This window comes from Streptomyces sp. NPDC041970, assembly GCF_055588985.1.
The window spans coordinates 24,016-38,540 of sequence record NZ_JBVJCD010000035.1; the positions used below are offsets into that span (position 1 = coordinate 24,016).

Sequence of the window (14,525 nt, forward strand, 5' to 3'; positions counted from 1 at the left end):
ATGTGCCCGCCCTGTGAAGGGCGGGCACATATCGCTGTGCACAGAGGCCCGCCGAACGAGCTGTCCCGCGGAGGCCCGGCGCACGCCCTTCACCGCTCCGGGGGGAACGGAACCATGCCACCACGCCCGTGTACGGCCGCGCGATCCGCGGCGTACACCGCTCTCCTGCTCACGCTCACCGTCCTGGTCACGCTGCTGGCCCCGGTGGGAGCGGCGCGGGCGGACACCGCGGCCGCCACGACCGCCGCCCCGGTGGAGACCGCCGAGGACTGCCCGTCCTTCCCGCTCTCCGCGTACGGCGAGGCCGCACCCGAGGGGAACACGCTCACCCTCCCCGCCGACGGGACCGCCTGCTACACCTTCACCGTCGAGAAGCCGGGCCTGCACCGCTTCCTGGAGTCCGGCACCGGAAGCCACAACGTGCACAGCACCGTCTACGACGGCGAGGAACAGGTCGACTGCCACGACTCGTGGCGGGGCGCCGGCTGGTGCCGACTGGAGCGCCCCGGCGCCTACACGCTGCGGCTGTTCAACGACTGGGCCGACACCAGCGAGTTCACCTTCGGCCTCGTTCCGGTCGCCACGGACGAGGGCTGCGCCGACCCGATCCCGACCGGGTGGGACAGCCCGCCCCTCGTGGCCCTGGCAGCGGGCCCGACGGCCGTGCACTGCGTGCGGATCGAGGCGAGGCCGGGCGAGCGGATCACCAACAAGATCACCACCACGCGGTACGGCGGCGGCCGCTCCTGGATCACCGACGAGAGCGGCGACCGGATCTGCCCGCGCTCCAACGAGGACGGCAGCGAGGGCTGCGTCCTTCCGGGCGACGGCCCCTATCGCGTCCTGTACCACGTCGACGAGGCCGAGGGCGGCTTCCCGGCCGAGTACACGCTCAAGGTCCGCCGGATCTCCGACCCGGCGGGCTGCGTCCGCGTCCCGGTCAACGCCTACGGCTCCGCGCCCACCAGCGTGTCTCCGGCGAGCGGATGCAAAACGTTCACCGCGTCCCACGCCGGCCCCCACGAGGTCTACGCGGTCGACTCCTCCCGTACGAAGCTCGCCGTCCACGACCGCGAGGGCAGGACCGTCTGCACCACCTGGTCCGGATGCGATCTGCCCGCGGCCGGCGACTACACCGTCTTCACCGACCAGGACACCCTGATCATCGACCGGGCCTCGGCCGCCGGCTGCGTGCCCGCCGGCATGGGGGTGCACCGGGCCGGGTTCGCCGCGGCGGGAGAGATCGACTGCGTCTCCCTGGATCTTCCCGCCGGGGCCCGGCTGGCCGCGCTGGAGCCCCTCGGCGGGCCCGGACCGGACCCCGACGCCTCGGTGTTCGACGCCGACGGCGCGTACCAGTGCGGGGAGTCCGCCCTCTCCTCCGGGACCTGCGAGCTGGCCGGCACCGCGCCCTTCCGGCTGCACGTCTCCACCGAGGACGACCCGGCGACCGGCGCCTACGCCCTGGCACTGCGCCGCACCGACGTCGCCTCCGGCTGCCCGGCCGTCCCGGTCGGCGACTTCACCGCACAGAGCGCCTCCGCCGGGATCACCACCGGCGGCGGAGAGTTCTCGCAGTGCCTGAGCATCCCCGCCGACGCGCACAGCGCACGGGAGAACCTCCAGCTCCGGGCCGCGCCGGGGACGTGGGCGACCGCCCGGTTCACGGTGCTGGACGAGAAGGGGGTCGAGACCTGCTCGGTCCACCCCTCGCTCACCACCTGGACCACCTGCGAGCTGGCCCCCGGCGCCGCGTACACCGTGCTGGTCACCGGCCGGGACGCCACGGCCGCCTACACGCTGACCCGCAGGGACGTCACCGCCACCGCGAAGGGCTGCACACCCAATCCGGCGGTCCGGGTCGGCGGTCCCTCCTCGGGCGGCGCGACGGGCGCGCCAGGTGAGCTGCGCTGCCGCCAGGTCACCACGGCCGACGCCCGCGACACCGTGCACATCGACGTGCGCGACGCCCTGGGGACCGCGAACGCGGTGGTCCACGGTGCGGACGGCCGGCACCTGTGCGACCGGAACCAGCCGTGTGCGGTCACCGGTTCCACCAGCTACCAGGTCCTGGTCACCGTGCGTACCGGGCTGAAGGCCGCGCCCGACTACCGGTTCGACGCCGTGCGCATCGGCACCGCGGGCGGCCCCGCCGAAGGATGCGTCGCCGTGCCCAACGTCAGCTACGGGTACGGTCCCGTCACCGGCACCCTCGACGAGGCGCACAGCACCTTCTGCGCGGTGCTGCCGACCGCCTACCGCGACCGCTTCGACATGAGGATCAGCGACACCGACGGCGCTGCCGAGACGGCGGTCCCCTCGCTCTACGACGCCGGCCTCGACGACGGCTGCATGAGGTTCGTCCCCAGCGGTTGGGTCTGCGGCGTCAACGAGCCCTACTCGACGGACCCCACCCCGAGCACCCTGGTCCTGTCGCTCCCCGAGACCGCGGCGAAGACCGCGTACTCGGCGGAGGCCGTCTGCTCCCGCATCCGCTGCGGCGTGGAGCCCGTCACCATCGGCACGGTCGGCCCCACCACCGGCGCGGCCGGCGGCAAGGTCACGGTGACGCTCACGGGCACGGCGCTGCACCAGGACGACGTCGTCCGCCTCAGCCTCGGCGGGAAGGAGGTGGAGTCGACGACCACCGCCGTCTCCGCCGACCGCAGGACGCTCACGGCGGTGCTCGACCTGACCGGCGCCGCCCCCGGCACCTGGAGCGTCACCGTCCTCACGCACAACGGCAGCGCCCACCCGCGGGGTTCGTTCACCGTCACGCCCGCACGGCTCACCCCGACGAAGCCGCCGGAGATCACCGGTACGGCGAAGGTGGGTGGGACGTTGAGCGCGAGCACTGGTTCCTGGACGCCGAAGCCGTCGTCGTACGTGTTCCAGTGGCGGGCGAACGGTGTGGCGATCTCGGGTGCGACGGCTTCCCGGTATGCCGTGCCGGCGTCGGTGCTCGGTAAGAAGGTCACCGTCTCCGTGACCGCCCGGTTGGCGGGGCACGCCGATGGGGGTGCGACGAGTGCGGCGGTCACGGTGGCCAAGGGCGTCGCACCGAAGGCGACGGCCCTGCCGGTGATCACCGGTACGGCGAAGGTGGGCGGGACGTTGAGCGCGAGCACTGGTTCCTGGACGCCGAAGCCGTCGTCGTACGTGTTTCAGTGGCGGGCGAACGGTGTGGCGATCTCGGGTGCGACGGCTTCCCGGTATGCCGTGCCGGCGTCGGTGCTGGGCAAGAAGGTCACCGTCTCCGTGATCGCCCGGTTGGCGGGGCACGCCGATGGGGGTGCGACGAGTGCGGCGGTCACGGTGGCCAAGGGCGTCGCCCCCAAGGCGACGACCCTGCCGGTGATCACCGGCAGGGCCAAGGTGGGCGGGACGTTGAGCGCGAGCACCGGGACGTGGACGCCGAAGCCGTCGTCGTACGCCTACCAGTGGTACGCCAACGGCGTGGCCATCTCCGGGGCCAACGCCGCCAAGCTGCGGCTCAAGACGGCGCAGCGGGGCCGGAAGATCACGGTGAAGGTCACCGCACACCGCACCGGCCACGCCAGTGGGGCGGCGGTCAGCAAGGCGACGAAGGCGGTCGCCGCCTGAGCGGCCCGGCCGGGTCATGACCACGGGCGGCCTCCCACCGGACATCCGGTGGGAGGCCGCCCGCGTCGTCCGGCCCGCTCCGCGCGGACACCCCCTAGCGCACCGCCCGCAGTGTCCTCGGACGCCCTGCCCGTGTCTCCTCGTCCCCGGCCGGGTCCGCCGGAAGTGCCAGGCCCACCAGCTCCGTCAGGGCGTTGACGCGGAAGTCCGCCGTCTCCACCACGTCCGGGTGGTCCGCCCACCAGTGCCCGTACGGGCCCCGCCGCAGATGCGCCGTCCGCAGCCCCGCCGCGGCAGCGGGGAACAGGTCGTCGGCGGGGTGGTCGCCCACGTGCAGCGTCGCACCCGGCGCGGAGCCCGCCGCGTCGGCCACCCGCGCGAAGAACGCCGGGTCCGGCTTCCGTACGCCCCACTCGTGCGAGGTCACCACCAGGTCCGCCGGCAGGTCCAGCGCCCGCAGCAACTCGCCCGTGCGGGCCGTGCCGTTGCCCGCCACCACGACCCGGACGCCCGCGGCCCGCAGCTCGCCCAGCGCGGGCCGGACGTCCGGGTAGAGGTCCGACTCGTCGAGGTGCTCTCCGCGCCCGGCGGACTCGCGGGCGAGGCGGGCCTCGTCCACGTCCATGTCGGGGCGCAGGACGCGCAGCGCGTCCGCGGCGTCGCGGCCCTGCGCGACGGCCGCGCCCACCAGGGCGCTGAGCGTGTGCGGCGGCACGCCGAGCCAGTCGGCCCAGGACGCCCAGTGGCGGTCGTCGCGTACGAGGGTTTCACCGATGTCGAGGACGATCGTTTCCATCACCGTCCCGACACTAGGGGGTGGCCCGCACTCCCCGGTGGACCAGCGCCCGAGCCGGGCGCGGTGCGCCGCACGGCGGAGAGGCGGGCGGCGCACCGGGCCGGTGCGGGCGGTCGGCAGCGCGGCGAGGCGCGGCGAAGCGCGGCGGCCGCCGTCGCGCACCGGGCGGGGAGGACGGGGCGGCCCTCGGGCGGGAGGACGGTCCTCGGGTGGGAGGACGGTCCTCGGGTGGGGGGACGGTCCTCGGGTGGGGGGACGGCCTGCGGGTGGGAGGACGGTCCTCGGGTGGGAGAGGCGGCGCGGGCTGCGGCTCTTGCCGGTGTGTCCGGCCGTGCGGGGGACGGCGTGGGCGGGCGGCACTTCCCGGTGCCTCCGGCCGCGTGGAGGGACGGTGCGGGCGGTGGCTCTTCCGGTGTGTCGGCCGCGCGGAGGGTCGGCGTGGGCGGTGGCTCTTCCGGTGCTTCCGGCAGCGTGGAGGGACGGTGGGGCGACCCGGTGGCCGGCGGTCCCCGCTTCCCGGCCGATGCCCCGGTCCGGGGCGCGGAGGCCGCTCGTATGCTCGGTCCATGACCGATCCCCAGAGCGGACGCCCCACCTCCAACGCCATGCGGCGCGCGCTCCGGCGCGCCCGAGACGGCGTCGCCCTCGACGTCACCGAGGCCGCCGTCCTGCTCCAGGCGCGCGGCGACGACCTGACGGATCTCGCCGCGTCCGCCGCGCGGGTCCGGGACGCGGGCCTGGCGGCGGCGGGCCGGCCGGGCGTCATCACGTACTCGCGCAAGGTCTTCATCCCGCTCACCCGCCTCTGCCGCGACACGTGCCACTACTGCACCTTCGTCACCGTCCCCGGCAAGCTCCGCCGCGCCGGCCACGGCATGTTCCTCTCGCCCGACGAGGTGCTGGCCATCGCCCGCGAAGGCGCGGCGATGGGTTGCAAGGAGGCGCTGTTCACCCTCGGCGACCGCCCCGAGGACCGCTGGCCGGAGGCGCGGGAGTGGCTGGAGGCCGAGGGGTACGACGACACCCTCGCGTACGTCCGCGCCATGGCGATCAGGGTCCTGGAGGAGACGGGCCTGCTGCCCCACCTCAACCCCGGCGTCCTGACCTGGACCGATCTCCAGCGCCTCAAGCCCGTGGCCCCCTCGATGGGGATGATGCTGGAGACGACGGCGACCCGCCTGTGGTCCGAGCCGGGCGGCCCGCATCACGGCTCCCCGGACAAGGAGCCGGCCGTGCGGCTGCGCGTGCTGGAGGACGCCGGGCGTTCCAACGTGCCGTTCACCACGGGCATCCTGATCGGGATCGGGGAGACGTACGAGGAGCGCGCCGACTCCCTCTTCGCGCTGCGCCGGACGGCACGCGCCTACCACGGCGTGCAGGAGGTCATCGTCCAGAACTTCCGCGCCAAGCCGGACACCGCGATGCGCGGGATGCCGGACGCGGAGTTGGCCGAGCTGGCCGCCGCGGTCGCGGTCGCCCGGCACGTCCTCGGCCCGTCCGCCCGCATCCAGGCCCCGCCGAACCTGGTGGACGCCGAGTACGCCCTGCTCATCGGCGCGGGCATCGACGACTGGGGCGGCGTCTCCCCGCTCACGCCGGACCATGTGAACCCCGAGCGCCCCTGGCCCCACATCGACGAACTGGCCGCCAGGACCGCCGAGTCCGGTTTCACCCTGCGGGAACGCCTCACCATCTACCCCGAGTTCATCCAGCGCGGCGAACCGTGGCTCGACCCCCGCCTCCTCCCGCACGTCCGCGCCCTGGCCGACCCGGAGACGGGCCTCGCCCGCGAGGGCGTCCTGCCGGCCGGGCTGCCGTGGCAGGAGCCGGACGAGGGGTTCAACGCGTCGGGCCGCACCGACCTGCACCGCACCATCGACACCGAGGGCCGTACCGGCGACCGCCGCGACGACTTCGACGAGGTGTACGGGGACTGGGAGGCGCTGCGCGAGGCGGCCGCCCCCGGCATGGTCCCCTCCCGCATCGACTCCGACGTGCGCCAGGCGCTGAGCCGGGCCGCCGAGGACCCGGCGCAGCTCACCGACGACCAGGCGCTCGCCCTGCTCCACGCGGACGGGCCCGCGCTGGACGAGCTGTGCCGGATCGCGGACGCCCTGCGCCGGGACGTGGTCGGGGACGACGTCACGTACGTCGTCACGCGGAACATCAACTTCACCAACGTCTGCTACACCGGCTGCCGCTTCTGCGCCTTCGCCCAGCGCCGCACCGACGCCGACGCGTACACGCTCTCCCTGGACCAGGTCGCGGACCGGGCGGCGCAGGCGTGGGACGTCGGCGCGGTCGAGGTCTGTATGCAGGGCGGCATCCACCCGGACCTGCCGGGCACGGCGTACTTCGACATCGCGCGCGCGGTGAAGCAGCGCGTCCCGGACCTGCACGTGCACGCCTTCTCGCCGATGGAGGTCGTCAACGGGGCGACCCGCACCGGCCTGTCGATCCGCGACTGGCTGACCGCCGCCAAGGAGGCGGGGCTCGACTCGATCCCCGGCACGGCGGCGGAGATCCTGGACGACGAGGTCCGCTGGGTCCTCACCAAGGGCAAACTGCCCACGGCGACCTGGCTGGAGGTCGTCAGGACCGCGCACGAGGTCGGCCTGCGCTCGTCCTCGACCATGATGTACGGGCATGTCGACCAGCCCCGCCACTGGCTCGGGCACCTGCGCACCCTGGCCCGGCTCCAGCAGGAGACGGGCGGGTTCACCGAGTTCGTCACCCTCCCCTTCATCCACACCAACGCCCCCGTCTACCTGGCCGGCATCGCCCGGCCGGGGCCGACCGACCGCGACAACCGGGCGGTCACCGCGATGGCACGGCTCCTGCTGCACCCGCACATCACCAACATCCAGACGAGCTGGGTGAAGCTCGGCGCGGAGGGCGCGGCCGAAATGCTGCGCTCGGGCGCGAACGACCTGGGTGGAACGCTCATGGAGGAGACCATCTCCCGGATGGCCGGGTCGAGCTACGGCTCGTACCGCTCCATCCAGGACCTGGTGGCCATCGCGGACCTGGCCGGCCGCCCGGCCCGACCGCGCACCACCTTGTACGGAGAGGTCCCCGAGGAGCGGATCGCGACGGCCCGGGCGTCGGACGGTCGCCTTCCGGAGCTGCTGCCGGTGCTGCCCGACTGACGCCGGCGCGGGGGCCGGAGCCGGACGCCTCCGCTCCGCCGCCTCCCCTTCCGGGCACGGGTCCGGAAGGGGAGGCGAGTACACGCCTAATCGCGGTGGCTTGATCCCCTACCGTCACCCCAGGGTGACAGGACGATCACGGGCACTGTTCTCATGGGCGCCCTGTCAGCATCCTGACAGGGGCGCGAACCGGGGGCGGTGGGGGAGTGGTGTGGCTGCCATGGTGTGTCGTCCGTCGCTCAGCCGGTGTGGACCCGTGTCATGCCCTTCTCGGCCAGGGGCGCGTAGTACTCGGTGAACAGCTTGCCGACCAGCTCGCCGCGGCTGGAGACCCCGACCTTCTCGAAGACGGCCTTGATGTGGTCCCGGACGGTGTGCGGGGAGAGGTGCAACTGGGCCGCGATCTCCCCGGTGGGCAGACCGCGGGCGATGTACTGCGTCACCTCGGTCTCCCGGTCCGTCAGCTCGTACGCGTCCACGATCAGGGGGACGATCTCCGAGCTCTTCGCGGGCTCGATCACCACCGCGGACGCGCCCAGCTTGCCGTGGGCCTCGCGCAGGCACGACGCGTGGCAGACCAGCCAGCGGCCCGAGCGGTTCCGCACCCGCGCGCGGGCCTGGCCGCGGTCCCGCTCCTGGGCGACGGCGCGCGCCTTCATCGCGGTCGCCTGCACCCAGGCCGGCACGCGGACGCCCTGCGGGGAGGGGACGGCGGGCCCTTCGGGGAGGGTGTCCAGATAGGCCAGGGCGTCGTCGTTGACCGACATCAGCACGCCGCTCGGGTCGAACAGGAGGAGGCCGGGGCCGTGCGGGGCGTCCGGCAGCGGCTGGGCCGCGGGCTCCGCGAACGACCGCAACTGCCGGGCCAGCGGGGTGAGCAGGGAGGCGATCAACTGGGTCTCTGTGGAGCCGAAGGCCGGACGGCCCTCCGCCCGGAAGAGGCTGATGTGGCCCTGCGGGTGGCCGCCGACGCGCAGGACCGCGCGCAGCTCGTCCTGGAGTCCGCGGGGGCGCATGAACGACTGGTAGAGGGTGCTGCGGGCGGGCAGGTCGCCGGTGGTCTGCCGCAGTCCGGCGACCGGCACGGCGGCCTGGGCGAGATCGCGGAACAGGTTGACGTTCTCGGTGAACAGCTCGGACTCCCAGTAGACGGCGCACCCGCCCTCGTCCAGGTTCTCCGCGCGGATCGGCGCGGTCATCATGCCGGTCACCGGGTCGGTGACCCGCCAGACCGCCGCGTCGTACGGCATGAGCCGTCGCAGTTGGGCCGACGCCTCGGCGAACATGCTGAGCGCGTCGGTGGACTTCGCGGTACGGGAGAGCAGTTCCGCCCGGCCGACAGAGGTTCGGGAGATCGTCGAACTGGTCATCCTCCGACTGTCCCAGCCCTGCCGGCTTCTTCCAACCCCTCGGTTGAGGGGGGTGGCCGATTCGGTGGGTCCCCCTTGATTGCGGGATGGGCACAGCGGCCGTATCCCGCAAACGTGTTGGACATGCGGATTGGGATTGTCGGAGCGGGAGTGTCGGGGCTTGCGGTGGCACGGCGGGCGGTGCTGGCCGGGGCCGAGGTGATGCTCGCGGACCGGAGCATCGAACGGGCTCGGGAGGTGGCCGTCGAGGCGATGACGGCGCACACGCCCGGCCTCGTGCTCGCCACGACCCTGGCCGCCGCCCTCCGCGCGGAGATCGTGTTCCTCACCGTCCGGTGGCCCGAGGCGCTGGAGCTCACCCGGCTGCACGCCCACCAGCTCGCCGGCAAGGCGGTCGTGGACATGAGCGTCCCCCCGCACACCGATCCGGAGTCGAGCGCCGTCCGGCAGTTGGCCGCCGCCGCGCCGCACGCCCTGTGGGTCAAGGCGCTGACGACCGCCGAGGCGGGCGCCCTGCACAGCGGCCGCACCGACGGCCTGCCGGTGGACGTCTTCGTCGCCTCCGACGACGACCACGCCAAGGTGGCCGTCGTGGAGCTGTTCGACCGGTCGGGACTGCGCGCCTTCGACGCCGGGGGGTTGGAGAACGCCTGGGTGCTGGAAGGCATGGGACGGCTGGGGCGGGAGGTGGGAGAGCGCCTTCAGTTGAGCGAGAGCTGGAGCTTCAAATTCCTGCCCAGTTGGTGATCTCCGGGACATAACGGTTGATTTCAGGAAGGCGTTCACATGTCTGCGCACTATCAATTCTCCGTTCTCGGTCCGCTCGTCGTCCAGGGAGTGCACGGGCCCGTGCGGCTCGGCGGCAACCGGCAGCGGATACTGCTGACCCTGCTGCTGTTGGAGGCCAACAGGGTGATCGGCGTGGGCCGGCTGATCGAGGCGGTCTGGCGCGAGGCGCCACCCGCCACGGTCCGCAGCCAGTTGCGCATCTGTATCTCCGGCCTACGAAGACTCCTCTCGGCCGCCGGCGTCGCGGCCGCCATCGAGACGCACCCGTCGGGCTACCTGATCCGGGTGCCGCGCTCCCAGCTCGACCTGGCCCACTTCGAGGACCTGCTGAGCAGTGCGCGGTCCGAGGCGCGCACGGGCGACCCGGACCGGGCCGTGGCCCTGTTCCACCAGGCGCTGCGGCTCTGGCAGGGACCGGTGGGGGCCGGACTCGACAGCGACCTGCTGGAGACCGTGGCCCTCAAGGTGAACGAGGACCGCCTCTCCGCCATCGAGGAGCGCTTCGAGCTGGAACTGGCCCTGGGGCGGCACCGGGAGGTGCTGGGTGAGCTGACCCGGCATGTGACGGAGAACCCCTTCCAGGAGTCGTTGTGCCTCCAGTTGATGCTGGCGCTGTACCGCTCCGGGCGCACCGCCGAAGCGCTCTCCGTCTACCGCGACACCCGAAGACAGCTCGCCCGTGAACTGGGCCTCGAACCCAGCGAGAAGCTGCGCACGATGGAGCGGATGATCCTGGACGGCCGCTCCGCCGACGAGCTCTCGCTGACGCCCGCGCGCCTCGCGCAGGTCCCCGTCCGGATCGAGCGGTCCTCGGGCCCGCAGGACCGCATCGCGCATCTGGAGCGGGAGATCGCCCAACTGCGGCACGCACAACTGCGCCACGCCCAACTGCGCTCAGGCTGACACCGCTGCCCGGGGGACTTCTGGGGTGCGGGCCGACCTCGCTGGGCGGGGGCTTCCGGGGTGGGGGCTTCCGGGGTGGGGACTTCCGGGGTAGGGGGTGACTTCGTCGGGTGGGGGACTTCTGCGGCGCGGGACGTGGGGACTCCTGGGGCGGGGGAGGGGGAGTCCGGAGACTCCTCCTGGAGCAGGGGGTGGGAGGGCCGGAGACCCCCTAATCAGGGGATGGGAGGGGATGAGGGGGGCGAGCAGACTGCCTTTCATCGCCGTCGCGCCTCAGGAGCCGTCGCGCGGCATGGAGGAGGGATCTGATCGTGGCAGGACGACGTGGACACGCCGGTGTCGAGGAGAGCGCCCTGGACGGGCTCGTCGCGCGGCTCAAGGGCGAGGTCTTCACCCCCGACGACGCGGGGTACGAGCGGGAGCTGGCGGGATTCAACCGGATCGCGCAGCACCGGCCGGACGTGATCGTCGCCGCCGAGACGACGGCCGACGTGTCCGCGGCGGTGTCCTTCGCCGCGGGGACCGGCCTGCCGGTGGCCGTGCAGGCCACCGGCCACGGCATCGCGGCACCCGCATCCGGCGGGGTCCTCGTCTCCACCCGCCGGATGAACACCGTGACCGTCGACGCCTACACGAGCACGGCGTATGTGGAGGCCGGGGCCCAGTGGCACCAGGTGATCTCCGCGGCGGCGCCGCACGGCCTCGCCCCCCTCAACGGGTCGTCGCCGCTGGTCGGCGTCGTGGGATACACCCTGGGCGGCGGGCTCGGCCCGATGGGGCGGCAGTACGGGTACGCCGCGGACCACGTGACCCGCATCGAGGTCGTCACGGCCGACGGCAGCGTGCGGCAGGTGGACCGCGACGAGCACCCGGAGCTGTTCTGGGCCCTGCGCGGCGGCAAGGGCAACTTCGGCATCGTCACCGGGCTGTGGTTCGGCCTGATGCCGGTGAGCAGGCTCTACGGCGGCGGGATCTACTTCCCCGGAGAGCAGGCGGCGCAGGTCCTGCACACCTGGCGGCAGTGGACCGGGACCGTGCCGGAGGAGATGAGCTCCTCGGTGGCGCTGCTGCGGCTGCCCGACGTGCCGGACGTGCCGGAATTCCTCCGCGGCCGGCTCGCCGCCCACGTACGGATCTCCTTCACCGGCACGGCCGCGGAGGGGGAGCGCCTTGTGCGCCCGCTGCGCGAGTGCGGGACGCCGCTGGCGGACTCGGTCGCCGAGATGCCGTACACGGCGGTCGCCGACATCCACGCCGACCCCACGCACCCGCTGCCGTACCACGAGCGCAACATCGTGCTGCGGGAGCTGGGCGCCGAGGCGATGGAGCAACTCCTGCGGACGGCGGGCCCCGACTCGTCCTGCGGCGACCTGATGGTCGAGCTGCGCCACCTGGGCGGCGCGCTGGCCCGTCCCGCCGAGGTGCCCAACGCCGTGGGCGTCCGCGAGGGGGCCTACACGCTCGCCACGCTCTCGCCCCCCGGCAAGGCCGACACGGTCCTCGCGCCGATGGAGCCGTGGAGCGCCGGCCTGCGCTACCTGAACTTCCTCGGCGGGGCGGACACGGCGGAGGCGGCGGGCGAGTGCTTCACCCCCCGGACCCTGGAGCGGCTGGCGCGGGTGAAGGCCGCGTTCGATCCCGACAACCTCTTCCGGCTCAACCACAACATCGCCCCCCGGCCGTAAGCCCGGCACTCGCCATCGCCCCTTCCGGCCGCGGGGCGACACGCGCACCGGCCGCCGGCCGCCCGTCGTAGGTCCGTACGCACGCCACCGCTCCCTCCGGCCGTGGAGCCGCACGCGCAACGTCCGCTGCCCCATGGCCATAGGCCCGCACGCACACCACCGCTCCTCCCGACCGTGGAGCCGCACGCTCAGCATCTGTTTCCTCCCTGGCCGTAGGCCGCACGCTCGTTCGCACCTGGTTCGTTCGCTGCTCACCGCCGAGGCCCCGTGCCCCGGCGGCCTCCTCCACCGCCCTGCCGAGGTGTTGGCAGGTACTCATCACACTTCTGGAGTCCTCGTGACCACACATCAGGCCGCGTCCCCCGCGGCCGCCGTCAGTTCTCCCTCCTCGGGGGCCCGTTCGGCCGGGTTGCTCTTCGGGGCGCTCTTCGGCCCGGTCGTCTTCGGCGTCACCGCCGCCGGTGTCGCCCTCCCCGACGTGGCGACCGCTCTGAACGCCTCGTCCGCCGCCACCGCCTGGGTGCTCACCGCCCACGCGCTGGCCCTCGGCGTCGGCACGGCGCTGTTCGGACGCCTCGCCGACACCCGCGGCCTGCGGGCGGCACTGCTCCTCGGCTCGCTGACGCTCGCCATCGGCGCCGCGATCTGCCTCCTCGCCCCCAACCTCGGCGTCCTGGTCGTCGGACGCTTCGTCCAGGCCGCCGGCTCCGGCGCGATGGCGGCCTGCGCCATGGCCCTGACGGCTTCCGTGCCTCCGGAGCGCCGCCCCCAGGTCTTCGCCGGATTCGGCGCGACGATGGCGATCTTCTCGGCCAGCGCCACCCTGGCGGGCGGGGTCTTCACCGAGTGGGTGACCTGGCGCATCGCCCTGGTCCTGCCCGCGCTCTCCCTGCTCGTCGTGCCGCTCTGCATGGCCAAGGCTCCTGAGCGCAAGAACTCGGGCCGATCCATGGACCTGCCGGGCGCCGCCCTGCTGACCCTCACCGCCATGTCGTTCGTGGTGCTGATCCAGTCCTCCGCTCTCGCCCTGAGCACCCCGCTGGTGCTCGCCACCGCCGCCGTGCTCGTCCTGGCCGGCGCCGGTCTCACCTGGCGCACCCGCACCAGTGAGACCTCCTTCGTCCCCCGCGTCCTGGTCACCGACCGCACCTTCCTGAAGGCCGCCGTCATCGGCATCGGCGTCTACGGCGGTCTGTTCGCCGCCATGTACGCGGTGCCGCAGCTCCTCGTCCGCGACCACGGCTGGAGCGTCCTGGCCGTCGGCGTCTGGCTGCTGCCCGGCGCGATCGTCGGCGCGGTGCTCTCCCGGCTGGCCGGCACGCTCACCGCCGGTGACCGAGGCCACCGGCTCCTGAGCGCGGTCGCTCTCGCCTTCGCCGTCGCACTGGCCGCCTCGCTGACCGGGTCGGCTGTCCTGTTGCTGCTCCTGGGCGCTTCCCTCGGATTCGCCGCCTTCTCCGTCACCCAGGTCTTCACCACCGCTCTGATGTCCGCCCACATCGAACCGGCGCGACGCGGTGGCGCCATGGGCCTGCTCAACCTCACCTTCTTCGTCGGCGGCGGCGTCGGCAGCGCCACCGCGGGCGCGCTGGCGAAGTCGATGTCGCTCTCCAGCGCCCTGGGCGTCATCGCACTCTTCCCGCTGGTCGCCGCCCTCGTGGCGGTCACCCTGTCCCGGCGCACCGCCTGACCGGTGTGTTCGTGACGGGTCGGTCAGGCGATCGGACGGATTTGTCCGGTCGCCTGACCGACGGCGCGGAGGGGAGCGGACCGAGTCACTGACACCGGCTGGTTCGGCCCGGCGTGGTCTGGCCCGGTGCGGCCCGGTCCGGACTGGTGTGGTGCGGCCCGGTCCGGACTGGTGTGGTGCCGCCCGGTCCGGACTGGTGTGATGCGGCCCGGTGTGGTCCGGCCAGGCTCGGACCGCCGCCGTGGACTGGGGTGGGCCCGGCCACGGCCGCATTCCTGAGGCCGTCGCTCGAAGGTGCCACGCCGACTCCCCTTGGCAGGTCCCCCCCCGGTGCTCGGTCTTCCGGCGTGCCGCGCCGGTTGCCAGGCCGTGGGGCCGGGCCCGGTGCCGGAGCCCAGTCCGAAACCGGGAGCGGGGTCGGGGTCGGGGCCGGGGTTAGAGCCGGGCGCGAGGCCGGAGGCAAGGCCAGGTCGGAGCCAGAGCCGGGGCCGGAGTTGGAGTCGGGGCCGGGGCCGGGGCCGGGGCCGGGAGTGACGCGAG

The 14,525-nt window shown here is 73.6% G+C and carries 8 protein-coding genes; 6 read left to right on the forward strand and 2 right to left on the reverse strand.

Annotated elements, in window-relative coordinates; all coding sequences use genetic code 11:
* Positions 1-114: 114 nt before the first annotated feature.
* Positions 115-3,603 (forward strand): hypothetical protein, encoded by a 3,489-nt coding sequence (locus ACZ6EJ_RS18260; protein ID WP_469268239.1) that lies wholly within the window; start codon positions 115-117, stop codon positions 3,601-3,603.
* A gap of 94 nt (positions 3,604-3,697) precedes the next feature.
* Here the strand turns inward: ACZ6EJ_RS18260 and ACZ6EJ_RS18265 are convergent, their stop codons facing one another.
* Positions 3,698-4,399, reverse strand: a complete 702-nt coding sequence (locus ACZ6EJ_RS18265; RefSeq protein WP_469268280.1) for an HAD family hydrolase — start codon at positions 4,397-4,399, stop codon at positions 3,698-3,700.
* A gap of 566 nt (positions 4,400-4,965) precedes the next feature.
* On the opposite strand from ACZ6EJ_RS18265, the gene ACZ6EJ_RS18270 reads away from it, so the two are divergent.
* Positions 4,966-7,548, forward strand: coding sequence for a bifunctional FO biosynthesis protein CofGH (locus tag ACZ6EJ_RS18270; RefSeq protein ID WP_469268240.1), 2,583 nt, complete (start codon positions 4,966-4,968; stop codon positions 7,546-7,548).
* Between the two features lie 239 nt (positions 7,549-7,787).
* Here ACZ6EJ_RS18270 and ACZ6EJ_RS18275 read toward each other — a convergent pair whose 3' ends face one another.
* Positions 7,788-8,918, reverse strand: coding sequence for a LuxR C-terminal-related transcriptional regulator (locus ACZ6EJ_RS18275; RefSeq protein WP_469268242.1), 1,131 nt, complete (start codon positions 8,916-8,918; stop codon positions 7,788-7,790).
* 123 nt (positions 8,919-9,041) lie between these two features.
* Between ACZ6EJ_RS18275 and ACZ6EJ_RS18280 the strand changes: the two genes are divergently transcribed.
* The 4 genes from ACZ6EJ_RS18280 (at position 9,042) to ACZ6EJ_RS18295 (ending at position 13,985) form a co-directional block, all read left to right on the forward strand.
* Positions 9,042-9,665 (forward strand): NADPH-dependent F420 reductase, encoded by a 624-nt coding sequence (locus ACZ6EJ_RS18280; protein WP_469268243.1) that lies wholly within the window; start codon positions 9,042-9,044, stop codon positions 9,663-9,665.
* A 39-nt stretch (positions 9,666-9,704) separates the two neighbouring features.
* Positions 9,705-10,610, forward strand: a complete 906-nt coding sequence (locus tag ACZ6EJ_RS18285; RefSeq protein ID WP_469268244.1) for a BTAD domain-containing putative transcriptional regulator — start codon at positions 9,705-9,707, stop codon at positions 10,608-10,610.
* A 311-nt stretch (positions 10,611-10,921) separates the two neighbouring features.
* A complete protein-coding gene (locus ACZ6EJ_RS18290) occupies positions 10,922-12,295 on the forward strand; it encodes an FAD-binding oxidoreductase (protein WP_469268246.1) in 1,374 nt (457 codons plus the stop codon).
* Positions 12,296-12,632: 337 nt separating this feature from the next.
* On the forward strand, positions 12,633-13,985 hold the full coding sequence (locus tag ACZ6EJ_RS18295; protein WP_469268248.1) for an MFS transporter: 1,353 nt from the start codon (positions 12,633-12,635) through the stop codon (positions 13,983-13,985).
* Positions 13,986-14,525 lie beyond the last annotated feature (540 nt).

Excerpts from the sequence above, each read along its gene's own strand:
- ACZ6EJ_RS18285 (WP_469268244.1), top strand. The coding sequence starts at position 9,705 with ATGTCTGCGCACTATCAATTCTCCGTTCTCGGTCCGCTCGTCGTCCAG.
- ACZ6EJ_RS18265 (WP_469268280.1), bottom strand. The coding sequence starts at position 4,399 with ATGGAAACGATCGTCCTCGACATCGGTGAAACCCTCGTACGCGACGAC.
- ACZ6EJ_RS18270 (WP_469268240.1), top strand. The coding sequence starts at position 4,966 with ATGACCGATCCCCAGAGCGGACGCCCCACCTCCAACGCCATGCGGCGC.
- ACZ6EJ_RS18260 (WP_469268239.1), top strand. The coding sequence starts at position 115 with ATGCCACCACGCCCGTGTACGGCCGCGCGATCCGCGGCGTACACCGCT.
- ACZ6EJ_RS18275 (WP_469268242.1), bottom strand. The coding sequence starts at position 8,918 with ATGACCAGTTCGACGATCTCCCGAACCTCTGTCGGCCGGGCGGAACTG.
- ACZ6EJ_RS18280 (WP_469268243.1), top strand. The coding sequence starts at position 9,042 with ATGCGGATTGGGATTGTCGGAGCGGGAGTGTCGGGGCTTGCGGTGGCA.